The organism is Intrasporangium sp. Soil_C_50 (genome assembly GCF_057656595.1).
On record NZ_JBDGKB010000001.1, the window covers coordinates 434,718 to 453,514 of the forward strand.

16 protein-coding genes are annotated in these 18,797 nt (G+C 73.1%); 5 read left to right on the plus strand and 11 right to left on the minus strand.

The features are described from left to right. Window positions 1-84: 84 nt before the first annotated feature. From ftsY to smc, 3 genes are all read right to left on the minus strand, one after another. Window positions 85-1,302, minus strand: a complete 1,218-nt coding sequence (gene ftsY / locus AC3A5R_RS02085) for a signal recognition particle-docking protein FtsY (RefSeq protein ID WP_487619123.1) — start codon at window positions 1,300-1,302, stop codon at window positions 85-87. 76 nt (window positions 1,303-1,378) lie between these two features. Beyond that, the gene (locus AC3A5R_RS02090) at window positions 1,379-1,579 is read right to left on the minus strand and encodes a hypothetical protein (RefSeq protein WP_487619124.1); all 201 of its coding nucleotides are present in this window, start codon (window positions 1,577-1,579) and stop codon (window positions 1,379-1,381) included. Between the two features lie 184 nt (window positions 1,580-1,763). Continuing rightward, window positions 1,764-5,345 carry a chromosome segregation protein SMC gene (smc, locus tag AC3A5R_RS02095; RefSeq protein WP_487619125.1) on the minus strand — a complete coding sequence of 1,194 codons (3,582 nt, stop codon included), beginning with the start codon at window positions 5,343-5,345 and terminating at the stop codon, window positions 1,764-1,766. A 131-nt stretch (window positions 5,346-5,476) separates the two neighbouring features. Here smc and AC3A5R_RS02100 point away from each other — a divergent pair, with 131 nt between their 5' ends. Continuing rightward, window positions 5,477-6,133 (plus strand): MSMEG_1061 family FMN-dependent PPOX-type flavoprotein, encoded by a 657-nt coding sequence (locus AC3A5R_RS02100; RefSeq protein WP_487619126.1) that lies wholly within the window; start codon window positions 5,477-5,479, stop codon window positions 6,131-6,133. Between the two features lie 43 nt (window positions 6,134-6,176). Here the strand turns inward: AC3A5R_RS02100 and AC3A5R_RS02105 are convergent, their stop codons facing one another. Both AC3A5R_RS02105 and AC3A5R_RS02110 read right to left on the minus strand, forming a co-directional pair. After that, window positions 6,177-6,497 (minus strand): chorismate mutase, encoded by a 321-nt coding sequence (locus tag AC3A5R_RS02105; protein ID WP_487619127.1) that lies wholly within the window; start codon window positions 6,495-6,497, stop codon window positions 6,177-6,179. 18 nt (window positions 6,498-6,515) lie between these two features. Further along, window positions 6,516-6,806, minus strand: a complete 291-nt coding sequence (locus tag AC3A5R_RS02110; protein ID WP_487619128.1) for an acylphosphatase — start codon at window positions 6,804-6,806, stop codon at window positions 6,516-6,518. A gap of 217 nt (window positions 6,807-7,023) precedes the next feature. Here AC3A5R_RS02110 and AC3A5R_RS02115 point away from each other — a divergent pair, with 217 nt between their 5' ends. Then, window positions 7,024-9,075, plus strand: coding sequence for an acyltransferase family protein (locus tag AC3A5R_RS02115; protein ID WP_487619129.1), 2,052 nt, complete (start codon window positions 7,024-7,026; stop codon window positions 9,073-9,075). A 21-nt stretch (window positions 9,076-9,096) separates the two neighbouring features. On the opposite strand, the gene AC3A5R_RS02120 is transcribed toward AC3A5R_RS02115, so the two are convergent. From AC3A5R_RS02120 to AC3A5R_RS02130, 3 genes are all read right to left on the minus strand, one after another. Continuing rightward, entirely contained in the window at window positions 9,097-9,960 is an 864-nt protein-coding gene (locus AC3A5R_RS02120) for an MOSC domain-containing protein (RefSeq protein ID WP_487619130.1), read from the minus strand. Next, a complete protein-coding gene (locus tag AC3A5R_RS02125) occupies window positions 9,957-11,915 on the minus strand; it encodes a M3 family metallopeptidase (RefSeq protein WP_487619131.1) in 1,959 nt (652 codons plus the stop codon). The genes AC3A5R_RS02120 and AC3A5R_RS02125 overlap by 4 nt, the downstream gene beginning before the upstream one ends. Window positions 11,916-12,002: 87 nt before the next feature. After that, on the minus strand, window positions 12,003-13,301 hold the full coding sequence (locus AC3A5R_RS02130) for a hydroxyacid-oxoacid transhydrogenase (protein WP_487619132.1): 1,299 nt from the start codon (window positions 13,299-13,301) through the stop codon (window positions 12,003-12,005). A gap of 23 nt (window positions 13,302-13,324) precedes the next feature. Between AC3A5R_RS02130 and AC3A5R_RS02135 the strand changes: the two genes are divergently transcribed. The 3 genes from AC3A5R_RS02135 to AC3A5R_RS02145 all read left to right on the plus strand — a co-directional run bounded on the left by AC3A5R_RS02135 (window position 13,325) and on the right by AC3A5R_RS02145 (window position 16,820). Further along, window positions 13,325-14,611, plus strand: a complete 1,287-nt coding sequence (locus AC3A5R_RS02135; RefSeq protein WP_487619133.1) for an NAD(P)/FAD-dependent oxidoreductase — start codon at window positions 13,325-13,327, stop codon at window positions 14,609-14,611. Between the two features lie 63 nt (window positions 14,612-14,674). Further along, a complete protein-coding gene (locus tag AC3A5R_RS02140; protein WP_487619134.1) occupies window positions 14,675-16,432 on the plus strand; it encodes a sodium:solute symporter family protein in 1,758 nt (585 codons plus the stop codon). A 13-nt stretch (window positions 16,433-16,445) separates the two neighbouring features. Beyond that, a complete protein-coding gene (locus AC3A5R_RS02145) occupies window positions 16,446-16,820 on the plus strand; it encodes a hypothetical protein (RefSeq protein WP_487619135.1) in 375 nt (124 codons plus the stop codon). Between the two features lie 65 nt (window positions 16,821-16,885). Here AC3A5R_RS02145 and mutM read toward each other — a convergent pair whose 3' ends face one another. The 3 genes from mutM to rpmF are packed head-to-tail and all read right to left on the minus strand — an operon-like array spanning window position 16,886 to window position 18,797. Further along, window positions 16,886-17,746, minus strand: a complete 861-nt coding sequence (gene mutM / locus AC3A5R_RS02150; RefSeq protein WP_487619136.1) for a bifunctional DNA-formamidopyrimidine glycosylase/DNA-(apurinic or apyrimidinic site) lyase — start codon at window positions 17,744-17,746, stop codon at window positions 16,886-16,888. 30 nt (window positions 17,747-17,776) lie between these two features. Continuing rightward, complete coding sequence (gene rnc, locus AC3A5R_RS02155; protein ID WP_487620105.1) at window positions 17,777-18,547, minus strand: ribonuclease III; 771 nt, start codon at window positions 18,545-18,547, stop codon at window positions 17,777-17,779. Window positions 18,548-18,602: 55 nt separating this feature from the next. Continuing rightward, a complete protein-coding gene (rpmF, locus tag AC3A5R_RS02160) occupies window positions 18,603-18,797 on the minus strand; it encodes a 50S ribosomal protein L32 (RefSeq protein ID WP_076259839.1) in 195 nt (64 codons plus the stop codon).

Consider the following 18,797-nt stretch of genomic DNA (forward strand, 5'->3'; position numbering starts at 1 on the left):
GCTGTGTGAACCGGTGGTTGCAGCGAGCGGGCCCGTCCACATGGTGGACGGGCCCGCTCGCGTGCTGGTCGCGCTGGTCGAACCTCAGGCGAGGATCGCGTCGACGAACGCCTCGGGGTCGAACGGGGCGAGGTCGTCGGGCCCCTCCCCCAGGCCGACGAGCTTGACCGGCACACCGAGCTGGCGCTGCACCGCGACGACGATGCCGCCCTTGGCCGTGCCGTCGAGCTTGGTCAGGACGATGCCGGTGACGGCGACCGCCTCGGAGAAGACCTTGGCCTGCTGGAGGCCGTTCTGGCCGGTCGTCGCGTCGAGGACGAGGAGCACCTCGTCGATCTCGCTCTGCTTCTCGATGACGCGCTTGACCTTGCCGAGCTCGTTCATGAGGTCGATCTTGTTGTGCAGGCGCCCGGCCGTGTCGATGATGACGACGTCGGCCTCCTCCTCGATACCGGCCTTGACGGCGTCGAAGGCGACGGCGGCCGGGTCGGCGCCGTCGCGGTCGGAGCGGACGGTCGCGACCCCGACGCGCGCGCCCCACGTCTCGAGCTGGTCGGCGGCCGCGGCGCGGAAGGTGTCGGCGGCGCCGAGGAGCACCTCGCGGTCCTCGGCGACGAGGACGCGGGCGAGCTTGCCGACGGTCGTGGTCTTGCCGGCGCCGTTGACGCCGACGACGAGGACGACGGCGGGCCGGTCGCCGACGCGGCTGCTGGCGATGCGCCGGTCCATGTCGGGCTGGACGAGGGCGAGGAGGTCCTCGCGGAGCCAGCCGCGGACGGTGGCCTCGTCGGCCTTGCCCTCGACCTTGACCTTGGTGCGCAGGGAGTCGACGAGCTCGGTGGACGCCTCGACGCCGAGGTCGGAGGCGATGAGGGTGTCCTCGACCTCCTCCCAGGCCTCCTCGTCGAGCGAGCCGCGCGAGAGCAGCGCGAGCAGGCCCTGGCCGAGGGCGGAGTTGGAGCGGGCGAGGCGGGCCCTGAGGCGCTGGAGGCGGCCGCGCGCCGACTCGGGGCGCTCGATGGTCGGCGTCGGAGGCGCAGGTGCCGGCGCGACCTCGGGTTCGGCGGTCTCGACCTCGGCCGGTGCGCCGGGTCGCTCGACGGGTGGTGCAGTGGTGTCGCTCGGGGCTGGGGGCCTGCGGTCGAGGTCCTCCGTGGGCAGCCCGGGTGCCGGCGGGGCCTCGCGCTCGAGCGTCGTGTCGCGACCGCGACCGCGCGTCAGCGTGACGCCGTAGACGATGCCACCGACGAGCACGAGCGCGCCGATGATGACGTAGATCCAGACTGTGTCCACGAGAGCCATCCAACCACGGGCGGGACGGGCCCCCGGAAGCCGCGGGACGCGTCGGGGAGGGGCGCGGCCGGTGGTGCGGGAGGGGTCAGTGGGTACGGGCTCGCGTGCCGCGCGGGCCCCGCGAGGTGGCGAGGGCCGAGGCCCGACGACGCGCCTCGCGGGCCACCCCCTCGCCCTTGGCGGTGAGCAGGCCCCGGCCGCCACGGTGCGCGGGCACCGCCACGACGCCGACGACCGCGACACCGAGGACGGTGACGACGAGCATCGAGATGACGAGGAAGACCATGTGACAAGAGTGACGCATGTGACTGGCGTTAAGCAAGTACACCCAAACGACGCGTCAGACGTGTCGCCAAGGGCGACGAAGTGCCCACTCGACAGGGGAAGGCGCCCACTCGACTGCGGGGGACGGGGGTGGCGACACGGCGTCCCGCGCCCCTCGGTCGAGTGGGCACTTTCTCCAGGAGGCGTCAGGCGGACTGCTGGTCGGCGACGTCGCGCAGCCTCTGGCTCACGACCGTCGTGACACCGTCGCCGCGCATGCTGACGCCGTAGAGGGCGTCGGCGATCTCCATCGTCTTCTTCTGGTGCGTGATGACGATGAGCTGGGAGCTGTCGCGCAGCTCCTCGAACAGCGTGATGAGACGCCCGAGGTTGGCGTCGTCGAGGGCGGCCTCGACCTCGTCCATGATGTAGAAGGGCGAGGGGCGGGCCTTGAAGATCGATACGAGCAGCGCCACGGCGACGAGCGAGCGCTCGCCACCGGAGAGCAGCGACAGCCGCTTGATCTTCTTGCCCGGCGGGCGGGCCTCGACCTCGAGACCGGTCGTCAGCATGTTCGACGGGTCGGTGAGGACGAGCCGGCCCTCGCCGCCGGGGAAGAGCCGCTGGAAGACGCGCTCGAACTGCACCGCGGTGTCCTCGAACGCCTCGGCGAAGACCCGCTCGACGCGCTCGTCGACCTCCTTGACGATGTCGAGCAGGTCGCGCTTGCTGCTCTTGAGGTCCTCGAGCTGCTCGGTGAGGAACTTGTGCCGCTCCTCCAGCGCCGAGAACTCCTCCAGGGCGAGCGGGTTGATGCGCCCGAGGGCGTTCAGCTTGCGCTCGGCCTGGCGCAGGCGCTTCTCCTGGGCCTCGCGGACGAAGGGCACCGGCTCAGGCTGCGAGGCGTCGGGGTCGGCGTCCGGGTCGGGCACGAACGGCACCGGCTGGTGCGGGCCGTACTCGTCGACGAGGGAGTCGGGGGCGATGCCGAGCTCCTCGACGGCCTTCGTCTCGAGCTGTTCGATGCGCAGCCGCTGCTGGGTGCGGGCGACCTCGTCGCGATGGACGGAGTCGGTCAGCTCGCGCAGCTCGGCCTGCAGGGTGGCGATGTCCTTGCGGACCACGGCGAGCTCGGCGTCGCGCTCGGTGCGCTCGGCCTCGCCGGCGGCGCGGGCGCGCCCGGCCTCCTCGGCCGACTCGGCGAGCAGCCCGTGGGCCCACTGCGCGGCGACGCGGACGGCCTCGGCGACGGCGGCCTCGCGGCGGCGACGCTCCTGGCGGGCGGCGAGGCGCTCACGCGCCTCCTCCTCGTGACGGGCGCTGCGCTCGAGGGCGTCGGCGCGGTCCTTGAGGGCGCGGGCCCGCTCCTCGCGGGTGCGCAGCGCCAGGCGCAGCTCGGTCTCGGTGGCGCGGGCCTCTCGGGCGAGCTCCTCGAACTGGTCGCGCTCCTCGGTGGAGGGCTCGTCGACGAACTCGCCCTCGCCACTTGCGGTCTCGAGCCGCTCGAGCAGCTCGGCATGCTCGGCCTGGTCCGCCTCGAGGGCCGCGGTGGCGTCGGCGATGGCGCGCTCGGTGCGCTCCACCTCGGCGCGCGCGGCGCGGACCGACTGGCCGAGCGAGCCGAGCTTCTCGGCGACAGCGGCCATCCGGGCGTCGCTCTCGTTGAGCCGCTCGAGCGCCTCGTCGACGGCCTCGGACAGCTCGGCGCGCGTGGCTTCGAGGCCGGCAAGGCGGAAACGGGACTCCTCGGCCTCCCGGGTCGCACTCGAGACCGTGGCGCGGGCCTCGTCGAGGGTGGCCTGCAGCTCGATGAGGCTCGGGGCGGCGTGGCTGCCGCCGCGCACCCAGCCGGGGCCATAGACGTCACCTTCGCCAGTGACGGCGGTGACGCCGGGGTGGCGGCGCACGAGCGTCGAGGCAGCGTCGGCGTCAGCCACGAGCGCGACGCGCTCGAGCACCTGCTCGAGGGCAGGGCGCAGGGTGTCGGGGCACGTGACGACGTCGCGGGCCCAGCGGGCTCCGTCGCCGAGCGACGGCCAGGCGGCGGGGTCGACGGGGGCCGCGGACTCGGCGACGAGCAGGCTCGCCCGACCGCCGTCGTCATCGCGCAGCGAGCGCAGGGCCGCGCGGGCGCCGTCGAGGGAGCCGACGGCGAGGGCCTCGGCGGCCGACCCGAGGGCGGCGGCGACGGCGTTCTCGAGCCCGGCCTCGACGGTGAGCAGGGAGGCGACCGAGCCGACGATGTCGTGCGTGTCGTCGGCGGCAGCGAGGAGCGCGGCGGCGCCGTCCTTGCGGCTCAGGCTCATCTCGAGGGCCTCGACGCGGGCCGCGGCGGCGGTGCGTGCCCGGTCGGCGGCCGTCTCGGTCTCCTTCCAGCGCGCGACCTCGGCCTCGACGCCCTCGAGCCGCTCGGCGGCCTCCTCGTAGGCGGTGTCGAGGCCCTGCTCGCCCTCCTCCTCCTGGGCCACGCCGGCCTCGAGGCGGTTGAACTCGCGCTCGGCCTCGGCGGCCCGGGCGGCGGCCTGCTCGATGGTGTGGCGCAGCCGGCCGACCTCGGCCTCGCGGGCCTCGATGCGGGAGGCCTTGGCGCCGACCTGTCCGCCGAGCTTGGCCAGGCCTTCGCGCCGGTCGGCCGCGGCGCGGGAGGCGCGCGCCAGCCGGGAGGTCTCCTCGGCGTGGCGCCGCTCGGCGTCGTTGCGGGTGAGGACGGCCTCCTCGAGGGCGTTGCCGGCCTCCTCGATCTCGGCGAGGAGCATCTCCTCCTGCTCGCGGACCGTCGCCGCCTGGGCGCGCAGCTCGTCGGGGTCGCGGGTCGGGCCCGCGTCGTCACCGGCGTCGTCCTCGGACAGGAGGCGCACGCGCTCGGCGGCGAGCGAGCGCGTCGAGGCCATCCGCTCGACGAGCCGCCCCAGCGAGACGTACTCGTCCTGCGCGCGGCTGAGGCGCGGGCGGGCCGCCTCGGCCTCGGCCTCGAGGGCCGACAGGCGCGTCGCGAGGTCGGCCATGGCCTCCTCGACCTCGGCGCGGCGTGCGATGAGCGCCGACTCGTCGGCGACCTCCTGCTCGAGCGTGGACCGCAGCTGAACGAGGTCGTCGGCGAGCAGGCGCAGGCGCGCGTCGCGGGCGTCGGTCTGGATGACCGCGGCACGGCGCGCGGTCTCTGCCTGGCGTCCGAGCGGGCCGAGCTGGCGGCGGATCTCGCTCGTGAGGTCCTGGACTCGGGTGAGGTTGGCCTCCATCGTCTCGAGCTTGCGCAGCGCGCGCTCCTTGCGCTTGCGGTGCTTGAGGACGCCGGCAGCCTCCTCGATGAAGCCGCGGCGCTCCTCGGGCGTGGCTCGCAGGACGGTGTCGAGCTGCCCCTGGCCGACGATGACGTGCATCTCGCGGCCGATGCCGCTGTCGGAGAGCAGCTCCTGCACGTCGAGCAGGCGGCAGGGCGTGCCGTTGATGGAGTAGTCCGAGCCGCCGTTGCGGAACATCGTCCGCGCGATGGTGACCTCGGTGTAGTCGATGGGCAGCGCGCCGTCGGAGTTGTCGATCGTCAGCGCCACCTCGGCGCGGCCGAGAGGCGCCCGCCCTGCGGTGCCGGCGAAGATGACGTCCTCCATCTTGCCGCCGCGCAGCGACTTGGCGCCCTGCTCGCCCATGACCCAGGCGAGGGCGTCGACGACGTTGCTCTTGCCCGAACCGTTGGGGCCGACGATGCAGGTGATACCGGGCTCGAGCCGCATGTGGGTCGCCGAGGCGAAGGACTTGAAGCCCTTCAGGGTGAGGCTCTTGACGTACACGAAAGAGAGGTTCCTTTGTGGTCCGACCGACGGCGATCCCGGTCAGAGTACTAGCCGCGCAGCCCGACCCCGGGGAGGCGAGCCGCTGGTGGTCGGAAGGGCAGGTCGTGCCTCCCGCGTAGCGTGGCCCCGTGAGCGCCCACCACGAGCCCGACGCCCCCACCGACCGGCACGCCGTGACCTCCCTCGAGCGCCTCCTCGAGGTGTACCCGGTCGAGGCGGCCGCGAACTCGATCGCCAAGGAGTCGGCCGTCCTGCTGCCGAGCCACCTGGAGGTCGTCGCGGCCTCGCCGTTCGTCGTCGTGGCGACGGTGGGTCAGGGCGGCCTCGACCAGTCGCCCCGTGGCGACGCCCCGGGCTTCGTTCGGGTCCGCGACGAGCGCACGCTCGTCATCCCCGACCGCCGCGGCAACCACCGTCTCGACACGCTGCGCAACGTCGTCGCCGATCCGCGGGTGGGGCTGATCTTCCTCGTGCCCGGCATCGGCGAGGAGCTCCGGGTGCGCGGCACGGCGGTCGTCTCGACCGACCCGGACGAGCTGGCGCTGCACGCGGTACGGGGCGTGCTCCCCGCGTCGGTGCTCGTCGTCACGGTCGAGCGCGTCTACTTCCAGTGCGCCCGCGCCGTCAAGCGCAGCCGCCTCTGGGACCCGGCCGCGCACGCCGAGCGCAGCGCCGTGCCGACGGCCGGTCGGATGACGCGTGAGGCCGGCGGGTTCGGCTCCGACGCCGAGGCGCTCGCCTACGACGAGGCCCTCGACGCGCGCCAGGACGCGACGCTCTACTGATGCGACGCGGGTCGCGCTCGACGCGGCGGGCGCGACGGGGGCGTCACTCCTCGCCGTTGGCGATGCGCTCGTGGTGGTGGATGACCTCGGCGATGATGAATCCGAGGAACTTCTCGGCGAAGACCGGGTCGAGGCCGGCCTCGTCGGCGAGCACCCGCAGGCGGGCGATCTGGCGCTCCTCACGGGCCGGGTCGGCCGGCGGCAGGTGGCGCTCGGCCTTGAGGACGCCGACCTGCTGGGTGCACTTGAAGCGCTCGGCGAGCAGGTGGATGAGCGCCGCGTCGATGTTGTCGATGCTGCTGCGCAGGCGGACGAGCTCGGTGGGGGTCGCGTCGTCGACGGTCGGGGACGGCTGCTCGCTCACCCCGTCAGCCTAGGTCGGTCACCGTTCGAGGAACCCGTCGGTTCCGTCCTTCGGGACGGCCTCCTGGCGGACGACGGACTCCACGCGCCCGGGCCGGCGCGTCGTCGTGGGCTCCTCGCGGAGCAGCTCCTCGAGCCGGTCCACGGCGTCCTCCGGACCCTGCGCGACCACCTCGACGCGACCGTCCGCGGTGTTGCGGGCGTGCCCGACGAGACCGAGCTCGAGGGCCCGGGCGCGGGTCCACCACCGGAAGCCGACGCCCTGGACCCGGCCCCGGACGAACATCCTCGCGCGCACCGTTCCCGCCATGGCGCCACGGTACGACGACCCGTACGCGGACCCGTCCGCGGACCCGTACGCGGTCGCGCGCGCGGATCCGTGCGACGACCTGTGTCCGGGCCGGTCCCCGGCGGGGTATGAGGGCGGGTTCGCCCGCGTGGCGCCGCAACGACGTCCCCATGCGTCCCTATGCTCACTCCAGGCACGAGCGATGACTCCACTCACCGCGGCCCCATGAGGAGGCGACGTGGCGACGTCGACGTTGGACAGGGCGAGGGACCGGTCGGTCGACCGGCGTGCGATCGACGATGCGTCGGGGCACGGCCCGCGGGCCGCGGAACGCTCCACCCACGGCTCGCCGCGCTCGGGACGCATCGAGGGCCTCGACGGCCTGCGCGCCCTCGCCATCGCCGGTGTCCTCGTCTACCACCTCGACCCCGCGTGGCTGCCGGGCGGCTTTCTCGGCGTCGACGTCTTCTTCGTCGTCTCAGGCTTCCTCATCACGACGCTCCTCGTGCGCGAGCACGGGCGCACGGGCCGCATCGCGTTCGGCCAGTTCTGGCTCAGGCGGGCCCGTCGCCTCCTGCCGGCCCTCGTCCTCTGCGTCGTCACGAGCGTGCTCATCGCGCGGCTCGTCAGCCAGGACCTCCTCGTGCACGTCGGCCGTCAGATCACCGGCGCCCTGACGTTCTCGACGAACTGGGTCGAGATCACCGCCGGCTCGAGCTACTTCGACCAGACCGCGCCGCAGCTGTTCATGAACTTCTGGTCACTCGCCGTCGAGGAGCAGTTCTACCTGCTCTGGCCGGCCCTGACCCTCTGCCTGCTCGCTGTCGGGTCGGCGCGCGTGCGCGTCGGGGCGGCCGTGGCGGTCGGCGGCGCGTCGGCCCTGCTCATGGCCGCGCTCTTCTCCCCCGACGCCGACCCGACCCGGGTCTACTACGGCACCGACACCCACGTCATGGGCCTCATGGCCGGCGCCGCCCTGGCGTTCGCCTGGTCGAGCCCGTCCCTGGCGCTGCGCGTCGCACCCTCACGCTGGGGCCGCTACGGGGCATGGGCCGTGCCGGCCGCGGGGGCCGTGCTCGTCGCCGCGATGTTCCTGCTCGACGAGCAGTCGCCGTGGACCTTCCGCGGCGGCATCGTCCTCGCCTCCCTCGCCACGGCGGTCCTCGTCATGGGCGTCCTCGACCGCCGCTCCACCGGCCCCGACGCCTTCCAGCGCGTCGTGCGCCATCCGCTGGCCACGTGGGTCGGAGCCCGGTCCTACTCGATCTACCTCTGGCACTGGCCGGTCATCCTCCTCGTCGGCCTCGACAACCCGTCGGCTCCGGGCACGACGTGGCACGGCCTGACGCGACTCTGGTGCGTCCTCGTGACCCTCGCGCTCGCCGACCTCACCTTCCGCTTCGTCGAGACCCCGTTCCGCACCCTCGGCTTCCGCGGCGTGGCCCGACGCATCGGTGGCCTGCTCACCGACCTCACCACTCGAGGTCGACGCATCGTCGCCGGCGTCGCGGCCGTCCTCGTCGTCGGCACGACCGTCGTCGTCGTCACCGCACCCGACATGACCGAGACCGCGCGCATGCTCGCCGCCAACGAAGCCGCGGCCGACGCGTCCGTGCCGGCCCCGCGAGCGTCCGCCACCGGCACACCGGCGGCGTCGCGCCCCCACGCCTCGGCGACCGCGGCACCGTCCCGCCCCGCCGCCACGGCGTCGGACACGAGCAGCGCGTCCGCTGCCACCACGGCGCCCGCGCGCACCGCAGCCTTCACGATGCCGAGCGGGCCCGAGATCGACGCCTACGGCGACTCGATCATGGTCGGCAGCCTGCAGGCCCTGCGCTACTACTTCCCCGGCATCCGCATCGACGCGAAGTCCAACCGGCGCTGGTCCGACGGCCTCGCCGAGGTCAAGGCCCGAGGCGACGCCAACCGTCGCGCGGTCGTCCTGGCGTTCGGCACCAACGCGGGCGTCGACGCCGACCGCGTCGAGGACGTCCTGTCCGTGCTCGGGCCGGACCGGATGGTCGTCCTCGTCAACGTGATGGGCCCCTTCTCGCGCGTCGACGGCGACAACGCGGCGCTGGCGCTCGTCGCGAGCCGCCACCCCAACGTCGTCGTCGCCGACTGGGCCGACGCGGTGCGGGCCCACCCCGACCAGGTGCAGTCCGACCGGGTGCACCCGACGCTGACCGGCGCGCACCTGTTCTCCAAGACGGTCCGGCAGGCTCTCGCCGACCTCTCCGAGCGCCGGACGGGCAAGCACGTCGCGCTCAAGGAGCTCCCGATCCCCTGACGCCGGGGTCCGGGCGCAGCGTCAGCGGACCACGACCTCGTCGCCGACGTGCAGGACCGCTCCGGCGGCGACGGGCAGCACCGGCGTCAGCCTGATGCCGAACCACGTGGCGCCCTCCCACCGGCGGTGCCGCGCCAGCGTGCGGATCGGCTCCTTGGACGTCGTGAGCCCGGCGCGGTCGATGGTCGTGATGACACAGCGGTCGCACACCATCGTGGCCCGGAGGGGCACGTCGCCGATGGTCACGTCGCGCCACGTGTCCTCCGCGAACGGCTCGTCGCCGTCGACGACGACGTTGGGCCGGAACCGGTCGTGCCCCAACGGTTCCCGGGGCTCCTCGCCCCGCTCGAGCGCCGTCTCGAGGAGCCAGTCGTTGAGCCGGGCGAGCGAGGCGTCGGTCGTGACGTGCAGGGGCGCGGCGTCGGACAGCGAGTTGCGGTCGCCGCCCTCGCCACCGAGGTCGGCGCGCACGGGCCGCACCGTGTGCTCGTCCTGCCACACGAGGCACAACGCGCGCCCCGTGCGTTCGGTGAGCCACGCGTCGGCCGCCTCACCGGCGGGCAGGGCCAGCGACTGCCCGGAGAAGCCGACCGGCACCGGCTCGGCGCCCACCGGCCTGGGCACGTCGATGGCGGCACCTGACGCGTCGAGAAGGCGGACGTCGCCGCCGGGCAGCGGCTCGGCGCGCAGACCGAGCAGCGAATGCTCTTCCCGGGCGGTGACTTTCGCGCCCTCGGGGTCGACGACGGCCCAGCGCCGGTCACCGCCGATCCCCCGCTCGTCGAGGGCTGCCTCACTCGGCGAGACGCCGGCGAGCGACTTGACCGGGTGGACGTGGAGCGAGACGACCCGCAGCCCGTCGCGGGGCAGCCCGGGAACGCTCACTCGGCGAGCCAGGCGGCGTACGCGTCGAACGTGTACGGCCGGCCGAGGAAGTCCTCGACGAGGTCGGCGGCGTCGCGCCGACCGCCCTGGGCGAGGACCTTGTCGCGGTAGGCGCCGGCCACCTCGGGGTCGAAGAGGTCGTCCTTGTCGAAGGCCGAGAACATGTCCTTGGCGATGACGAGCGACCACATGTACGTGTAGTACGCCGAGCTGTAGCCGTCGAGGTGGCCGAAGGCGCAGTGCATGTGGGTGCCCTCGAGGTAGGGGAACACCGAGTACTGGCCCATGAGCTCGCGCAGCCTCGCGGTGAGGTCGTCGGTCTCGCGCGTGTGGAAGTCGTAGGACAGCGCGGCGTAGAACATCTGCGTGCGGGCCTGGTAGCCCTTGCCGAAGTCGTCGGCGCGACGCATCGCGTCGACGAGGTCGGCGGGGATCGTCTCGCCCTCGGCGTTGCGGGCGAAGGTGGCGAGCACCGATGCGTCCCAGGCCCATTCCTCCAGCATCTGGCTCGGCGCCTCGACGAAGTCCCACTCGGTGGCGACGCCGGAGAACCGCACCCAGCGCTGGCGCCCGGCGACGACGTGGTGCACGAGGTGGCCGAACTCGTGGAAGAGCGTGACGACCTCGTCGTGCTCCATGAGCCCGCGGTTGAAGTTGCACACGAGCACGCCCTCGGCCAGCTGCGTGTCGGTGACGCCGCGGACGAGGTCGAACTGGGCGGCGTGCTTGTACTTGCCGTCGCGCGGGTGCAGGTCGAGGTGGATGCGCCCGATGCGCTGCCCGCCGGAGGAGACGTCGTAGGTGGCGACGTCGGCGTGCCACGTGCCGGCCTCCGCCGCCGGCACCGGCGTCCACTCGAGGCCGAAGAGCCGGCCCGTCACGTCGAGCAGGCCCTGGCGCACCTGCTCGAAGGGGAAGTACGTGCGCACCTTCTGGGCGTCGACGGCCAGCTGCTCCTTGCGGACGAGCTCGGCGTAGTAGAACGTGTCGGCACCGTCGATGTCGGTGGCGTCGGGGACGTCCTGGCGCATCCGCTCGAGGAGCACGCCCTTGTCGCGCTCGGCGCTGTCGGTGGACAGCTCGGTGATGCGGTCGACGAACTCGCCGATGGCAGAGCCCTTCCCGATCATCTTGACCTCGGCGTCGTAGTCGGCCCACGTGGCGTAGCCGAGGAGCGACGCGTGCTCGCGGCGCACGGCGAAGAGGTCCTGCAGCACCCGGTCGTTGGCCGGCCAGCCGATCGTCAGGAACTCCGACGTGATGGCCCGGCGCGCCCCGGCGTCGCGGGCGAACGTGCGGAACGGGACGACGTCCGGGTAGTCGGTGGTGACGGTGACGAGGCCGTCGGCGCCGGCCGGGTGGGCGTCGACCCAGTCCTGCGGCATGCCCTCGAGCCGCTCGGGTGCCACGGTGATGCTGCGGACGTCCTCGCGGATGTTCTTGCTGAACTCCTGGCTCAGCAGGATCGCCTTCTCGCTCAGCGCGCGCAGCCGGTCGCGCGTCGCCTCGTCGCGGTCGACCCCCGAGCGGCGGAAGTCGCGCAGGGTGCGCTCCAGGACGCGCGCGGCGTCGGGGTCGAGGTCCGAGCCGTCGAGGCCGGCGAGCACGGCGTAGAGGTCGGTGTCGAGGCCGAGGTCGGTGTCGAGCTTCTGGACCTCCTGGGCCACGCCCTCCGCGCGCTCGCGCACCGATGCGTCGGGGTGCACCTCGGCGAACAGCGAGCCCACCGACGCGGCGTTGGACAGCGCCACCTGGGCCTCGTTACAGACGCGCAGCACCGCGAGCGGGTCGCCGGGCGGGTCGGCCTTGAGGCCGTCCACGAGCTCGCGCACCAGGGCCAGCTGCTGCTCGCCGCGGGTGGCCGCCCACTCGAGCCAGTCGCCGTCGCCGGGCATCGGCAGGGGCGTGGGGGTGCTGGGCTGCTGCGCCTCGGGCGCCGGGGTCGCTGTCGTCACGTACCGCACCCTATGCCGGTCCCCTGCCGCCGCGTCGACTGCTTTCCGCGCTCCTCCGTCGGGGGCGTCAGGACGCGTGAGGGAGCGTCAGGGAGCGTCGGACAGGTGCAGCGACCGGCCGATGATGCCGGCGAGGTCGTCCTCGGTCACCGGCCGCGGGCTCGTGGCGAGCAGCCGCTGCTGCTTCATCGCCCCGTCGACGAGCGCGTCGACGTCGCCCTCGCCGTAGCCGACGCCGGCGAGGCCGTCAGGCAGGCCGATGTCGCGCATGAGCCGTCGCAGTACGCCCGGGAGCACGTCCGCGGGGTCGCCCGCCGTGGTGTCGACCCCCGGCTCCAGCAGGCGCGCCGCCTCGAGGTGGCGCGCCGGGTCGGCCTCGAAGGTCCAGCGGAAGGCCTCGGGGGCGGTCAGCGCCACGGCGGTACCGTGCGGCACGAGGGGCTCGCCGGGCGGGTAGCCCGCCGGGTGGTGGTCGCGGACGCGCCCCGCGACGGGATACGCGTTGGCGTGCGGCACGTGCACCCCCGCGTTGCCGAAGCCCAGGCCGGCGAACGTCGCGGCCAGGGCCATCTCGCCGCGCGCCGCCTCGTCGTCCCCGTCGTGAACGGCTGCGCGGAACGAGCCGGCCAGCAGCGACATGGCGCGCTGGGCCCAGAGGTCGGAGATCGGGTTGGCCCCGCAGTAGGGCACCCGCTCCCCCGGCGCCTTGTGCTCGAACGCGGTGTACGGGCGCGCCGTCCAGCTCTCGAGGGCATGGCAGAGGATGTCCATGCCGGCGCTCGCGGTGACCCCGGCCGGCTGGGTCATGGTGAGTCGCGGGTCGACGACGGCGAGCACCGGCCGGAGCCGTACGTGGCTGATGCCGGTCTTGACGTGCAGCGAGAGCACGTCGAGCACGCAGATGGTCGTGCTCTCGGCGCCGGTGCCGGTCGTCGTCGGGACGGCCACGAGGGGCGCGAGCGGGCGCGACGGCGCCCGGCCGGAGCCGATCGGCGCGTTGACGTAGTCCATGAGGTCGCCGCCGTCGGTGAGCAGCAGGTCGACCGCCTTGGCGGTGTCGATGGCCGAGCCGCCGCCCACCGCGACGTAGGCGTCGAACGGGCCCTCGGCGCTGGCCCGCTCGGCGGCGGCGACGAGGGCGGCGTCGGTGGGCTCGACGTGGGCCGAGTCCTGGACGACCGCCTCGAGGCCGGCCGAGCGGATCCCCTCGGCCACCCGCTCGGGGGCGCCGGTGGCGAGGACACCGGGGTCGGTGACGACGAGCACGCGTCGGGCGCCGAGGGCCGCGACGTCGTGCCCGATCTCGTCGGCGGCGCCCGGGCCGAACTTCAGCGCGGGCGCTCCGTAGGTGAAGACGGTCTCCGGGGTGCTCGGCGTCCACGTCATGCCGCCACCCTAGGGTGGGAGGCATGGCCGGCGACCCCACGATCCTCGTCGTCGGCGCCGGGCAGGCGGGCATCTCGCTCGTCACGGCGCTGCGCGAGCTCGGCGACACCTCGCCCGTCGTCCTCGTCGGCGACGAGCCCGAACCGCCGTACGAGCGACCGCCGCTGTCGAAGACCTACCTGCGCGGCGAGCACGACCGCGACACCCTCGTCTTCCGGTCCCCGTCCTGGTTCGCCGAGCAGGGCGTCGAGCTGCTGACCGGCCGACGCGTCGTCGACCTCTCCCGCCACCGCGAGGGCGACCCCGGCGGCATGGCCACGACGGACGACGGCCGCGAGATCGCCTGGCACCGCTTGGCGCTCACCACCGGAGCCGTCAACCGCACGCTCCCCGTGGAAGGCGCCGGCCTCGACCGCGTCCTGTCGCTGCGCACGCTCGCCGACGCCGACGCGCTGGCCCCGGCCGTCCGGGCGGCCCGCTCGGTCGTCGTCGTCGGGGGCGGCTTCATCGGCCTCGAGGTCGCCGCGAGCGCGCGCGCCCTGGGCGCCGACGTCACCGTCGTCGAGGTCGCGGACCGGCTGATGGCCCGGGCCGTCACTCCCGAGCTGTCCGCCTTCTACCTCGAGGCCCATGCCCGGCGCGGCACCCGGATCCACCTCGGTTCGCGCGCCACCCGGATCCACGGGACCTCCGGCCGCGCCGAGGCGGTGGTCCTCGACGACGGCACCGAGCTCGAGGCCGACCTCGTCGTCGTCGGCACCGGCGTCGAGCCCCGTACCGACCTCGCCCGCCGGCTCGGGCTCGACGTCGAGACGCGCGGCATCGTCGTCGACCGGTTCGCCCGCTCGTCCGACGGGCTGACCGTCGCCGCGGGCGACTGCACCGTGGGCCCGAACCCGTTCGCCCGCGGACTCGCCGGGCCGACGCGCCTCGAGAGCGTGCCGCACGCCACCGACCAGGCGCGGGCCGCCGCGGCGACGCTGGCTGGGCGCCCCGACCCCTACGACGACGTGCCGTGGTTCTGGAGCGACCAGGCCGACCTGCGCCTGCAGATCGCGGGCCTGCCGCAGGGAGCCGACACCACGGTGGTGCGCGGCAACGTTGCGGCAGAGTCGTTCTCGCTGCTCAGCTACCGCGACGGCCTGCTCGTGGCGATCGAGGCCGTCAACGCGAGCGGCGACTACCTCGCCGTGAAACGAGCGCTCGAAAAGGGTATGACCATCCCGGTCGAGGCGGCGGCCGATGCCACCGCTCCCCTCAAGCGCGCCCTCAGCCCCGCTCCCGGCCCTGCCAACCACGAGGCGTCCTGACGCGCGCTGCGAGCCCACCTGCCCTAGCGTCGGGAACCGTCGCCCAACGAAGGGACCGAACGCATGCACTCACTCGCGGGGCTGTCGACCGCCGACACCCTCATCAGCGCCAATCCCGTCGACTACGTCATCATCGCGCTGTACTTCGTCTTCGTCCTCGGCATCGGCCTCATGGCGAGACGAGCGGTGTCCGACTCCATCGACTTCTTCCTGTCCGGACGCTCGCTGCCGGCCTGGGTCACGGGCCTGGCCTTCATCTCGGCCAACCTCGGGGCCGTCGAGATCATGGGCATGTCGGCCAACGGCGCCGAGCTCGGGATCTCGACCGTCCACTACTTCTGGGTCGGTGCCATCCCGGCGATGGTGTTCCTCGGCGTCGTCATGATGCCCTTCTACTACGGCTCGAAGGTGCGCTCGGTCCCCGAGTTCATGTTCCGGCGCTTCGGCACCGGCGCCCACCTCGTCAACGCCCTGAGCTTCGCGGTGGCCCAGCTGCTCATCGCCGGCGTCAACCTCTACCTGCTCGGGTCGATCGTCCACGCCCTGCTCGGCTGGCCGCTCTGGGTGACGCTCCTCGTGGCGGCCGCGATCGTCCTGTCGTACATCACGCTCGGTGGCCTGTCGGCGGCGATCTACAACGAGGTGCTGCAGTTCTTCGTCATCCTGGCGGCCCTGCTGCCCCTGACCCTCATCGGCCTGCACCGCGTCGGCGGCTGGCAGGGCCTGCAGGACAAGATCACGCAGTTCGCGGCCGCCGCTCCGGCCAAGGCCGGCGTGCCTCCGGCCGACCAGCAGCTGCACTCGTGGCCCGGTGAGGCGCTGTCCGGCTTCAGCTCGCCGTTCTGGTCCGTCGTCGGCATCGTCTTCGGCCTCGGCTTCGTGCTGTCCTTCGGCTACTGGACGACGAACTTCGTCGAGGTCCAGCGCGCCATGGCCTCCGACTCCCTCTCCTCCGCGCGCAAGGCACCGATCATCGGCGCCTTCCCCAAGATGTTCGTGCCGTTCATCGTCATCATCCCCGGCATGATCGCGGCCGTCCTCGTGCCCGAGATCGGCCAGCTGAAGAACGGTGGGACACCGCCCGGCGGTGCGTCGGGCGACGGCGTCAAGTACAACGACTCCCTGTTGCTGCTGATGCGCGACGTCCTGCCCAACGGGCTGCTCGGCATCGCCATCGCCGGTCTGCTCGCGGCGTTCATGGCCGGCATGGCCGCCAACATCTCGGCTTTCAACACCGTCTTCAGCTACGACCTGTGGCAGCGCTACATCCGCAAGGACCACGCCGACGACTACTACCTGCGCATCGGCCGGCTCGCCACGGTCGGCGCGACGGTCATCGCGATCGGCACCGCCGTCGTGGCCAGCTCGTTCAGCAACGTCATGGACTACCTCCAGACCCTCTTCGGCTTCTTCAACGCGCCGCTCTTCGCGACGTTCATCCTCGGCATGTTCTGGAAGCGCATGACGGCGACGGCCGGCTGGGCGGGTCTCGTCAGCGGCACGCTGTCGGCCGTGCTCGTCGCGTTCCTGTCCGAGGACGCGTTCGGGGCGGCGAGCCTCGGCGTGCTTCCCCTGAAGGGCCAGGGCGCGGCCTTCGTCGCCGCGTCGGCCGCCTTCGTCGTCGACATCCTCGTCAGCGTCGTCGTCAGTCTCGGCACCGAGCCGAAGCCCTCGAGCGAGCTGCGCGGCCTCGTCTACTCAGAGACCCCGCGCGAGGACCTGATCGACCCCGAGGAGCACCGCTACCCGTGGTACCGGCGCACGATCCCGCTCGCGATCGCCGCGCTCGTCCTCGTCACCATCCTCAACGTGGCCTTCTGAGAGGAGTCCTCCCATGACCGACAACACTGGCAGGACCGACAGCACCGACAGGCCCGACAGGCCCGACACCGGCAGCGGCGCCGGCACCGGACGGGGCGGCCGACCCGATCGTCACACCGCGGGCGCCTTCGACATCCGCAACTTCATCGGCGCCCTCATCGGCATCTACGGGATCATCCTCGTGCTCATGGGCCTGTTCGGCGAACAGTCGCTCGACAAGACCGGCGGCGTCAACGCCAACCTCTGGGCGGGCCTCATCATGCTCGTCGGCGCGTCGGCGTTCATGGTCTGGGCGCGGCTGCGCCCGATCGTCGTGCCCGATCACGTCGACGCCTACGACGACGACCCGACGCGTCCCGCGCCGAAGCGTCGCACGGGCGGTCACTGACCCGACGCGACACGGCCCGGTCCCGGTGGGGGCCGGACCGTTCGCGCGTCCGGAGGCGGACCGCGTCAGCTGGTGGCGCGTCGCCGCGGCTGCGGCTGGCACACCGGGCAGGAGAAGGACGAGCGGTTCATGAACTGCTCGCGGCGCATCAGGGCACCGCACCGGTCGCACGGGGTGCCCTCACGGCCGTAGGCGTGCAGGGACCGGTCGAAGTAGCCGCTCGCGCCGTTGACGTTGACGTAGAGCGCGTCGAAGCTCGTACCGCCCTGGCCCAGCGCCGCGGCCATGACCTCCCGGGCGTGGTCGAGGATGCGCGACAGGGTCGGCTTGGTCAGCCCGGAGCACAGCCGCTCACCGTGCACCTTCGCGCGCCACAGGGCCTCGTCGGCGTAGATGTTGCCGATGCCGGAGACGAGGGTCTGGTCGAGAAGGGCCCGTTTGACGGCGCTGTCGCGCTGCTTCATCCGGCGCACGACGGCGGCCTGGTCGTACGCGGGTTCGAAGGGGTCCGGCGCGATGTGGGCGACGACCTCGGGGATCCCACCCGGCCCGAGGGGCGAGAGCTGCAGGCCCCCGAAGGTGCGCTGGTCGACGAACCGCAGCTGCGGGTCGCCGTCCGCGAAGTCGAACCGCGCGTGGCAGTGCTTCTCCAGCGGCGCGTCGGCCGGCTCGACGAGCATCTGCCCGCTCATCCCGAGGTGCACGATGAGGGCGTCCTCGCCGTCGAGGGCGAGCCACAGGTACTTGCCGCGGCGCGACGCGGCGGTGACGGTGACGTCGTGCAGGCGGGCCGCGAGGTCCTCGGGGCCGGCGTCGTGCCGCCGCGCGACGCGGACCCCGGTGATCCGGGTCCGCGTGACGTGGCGACCGACGACGTGCCCCTCGAGACCGCGGCGGACGACCTCGACCTCGGGCAGCTCGGGCATCGCAGCAGGTGGTTGTGGAGGCTCGACGCGTCAGCCGAGGGCGCGCGTCGTAGGTGACACGTCGGCCGGGTCGGTGGAGGCAGCGACCGCGTCGGAGCGACGGTCGTCGAGCGTGTGCCAGGCCTGCTTGGCGGCCTTCTGCTCGGCTTCCTTCTTGGAGCGGCCGCGCCCCTCACCGAGGACCTCGTCACCGACGAAGACCTGGGCGTGGAACTCCTTCTCGTGGTCCGGCCCCTGCTCGCTGACGCGGTACTCGGGCGTGCCGAGCGTGGCACCGGCGGCCATCTCCTGCAGGCTCGTCTTCCAGTCGAGGCCGGCGCCGAGCGTGGCCGCCTCCTCGATGAGGGCGTCGAAGTGGTGGTGCACGAAGTCACCCGCCCGCTCGATGCCGACGCTGAGGAAGACCGTGCCGATGAGGGCCTCGAGGGTGTCGGCGAGGATCGAGGCCTTGTCGCGCCCGCCGGTCGCCTCCTCGCCCTTGCCGAGCATGACGTAGCCGCCGAGGTCGAAGGTGCGTGCGACGTCGGCGAGGGCACGCATGTTGACCACGGCCGCGCGCAGCTTGGCCAGCTGGCCCTCGGCGAGGTCGGGGTGCTCGCGGTAGAGCGACTCGGTGACGACGAGTCCGAGGACGGAGTCGCCGAGGAACTCGAGACGCTCGTTGTTGGGCAGGCCACCGTTCTCGTACGCGTACGAGCGGTGGGTCAGGGCACGCAGGAGCAACGGCTCGTCGACTCCCTGGCCGACCACCTCGTCGAGGTGGGCGAGCAGGGCGTCGACGGGCCGCTGCGGCTCCTGCATCACCGCCGGAACACCCCCGGCGTCGATGTCGCTCACGGGGCCGCTCACGGGCGGGTCAGGCCTGGTGCTCGGTGCGCTCGGCGGCGGCGTAGTGACGACCCTTGTAGGTGCCGCACGACGGGCAGGCGATGTGCGGCTGGGCCGCGGCGCCGCACGACGGGCACGTGGTCAGGGTGGTCGGCGTAGCCTTCCAGTTCGCGCGACGCGAACGGGTGTTGGAGCGCGACATCTTCCGCTTCGGGACAGCCAC

What these genes read in the sequence shown, in the direction of transcription:
- ftsY (WP_487619123.1), bottom strand. Translation starts at nt 1,302, where the DNA reads ATGGCTCTCGTGGACACAGTCTGGATCTACGTCATCATCGGCGCGCTC.
- AC3A5R_RS02090 (WP_487619124.1), bottom strand. Translation starts at nt 1,579, where the DNA reads ATGGTCTTCCTCGTCATCTCGATGCTCGTCGTCACCGTCCTCGGTGTC.
- AC3A5R_RS02110 (WP_487619128.1), bottom strand. Translation starts at nt 6,806, where the DNA reads ATGGCGGGAACGGTGCGCGCGAGGATGTTCGTCCGGGGCCGGGTCCAG.
- AC3A5R_RS02130 (WP_487619132.1), bottom strand. Translation starts at nt 13,301, where the DNA reads ATGACGTGGACGCCGAGCACCCCGGAGACCGTCTTCACCTACGGAGCG.
- AC3A5R_RS02135 (WP_487619133.1), top strand. Translation starts at nt 13,325, where the DNA reads ATGGCCGGCGACCCCACGATCCTCGTCGTCGGCGCCGGGCAGGCGGGC.
- AC3A5R_RS02140 (WP_487619134.1), top strand. Translation starts at nt 14,675, where the DNA reads ATGCACTCACTCGCGGGGCTGTCGACCGCCGACACCCTCATCAGCGCC.
- AC3A5R_RS02145 (WP_487619135.1), top strand. Translation starts at nt 16,446, where the DNA reads ATGACCGACAACACTGGCAGGACCGACAGCACCGACAGGCCCGACAGG.
- mutM (WP_487619136.1), bottom strand. Translation starts at nt 17,746, where the DNA reads ATGCCCGAGCTGCCCGAGGTCGAGGTCGTCCGCCGCGGTCTCGAGGGG.
- rnc (WP_487620105.1), bottom strand. Translation starts at nt 18,547, where the DNA reads ATGCAGGAGCCGCAGCGGCCCGTCGACGCCCTGCTCGCCCACCTCGAC.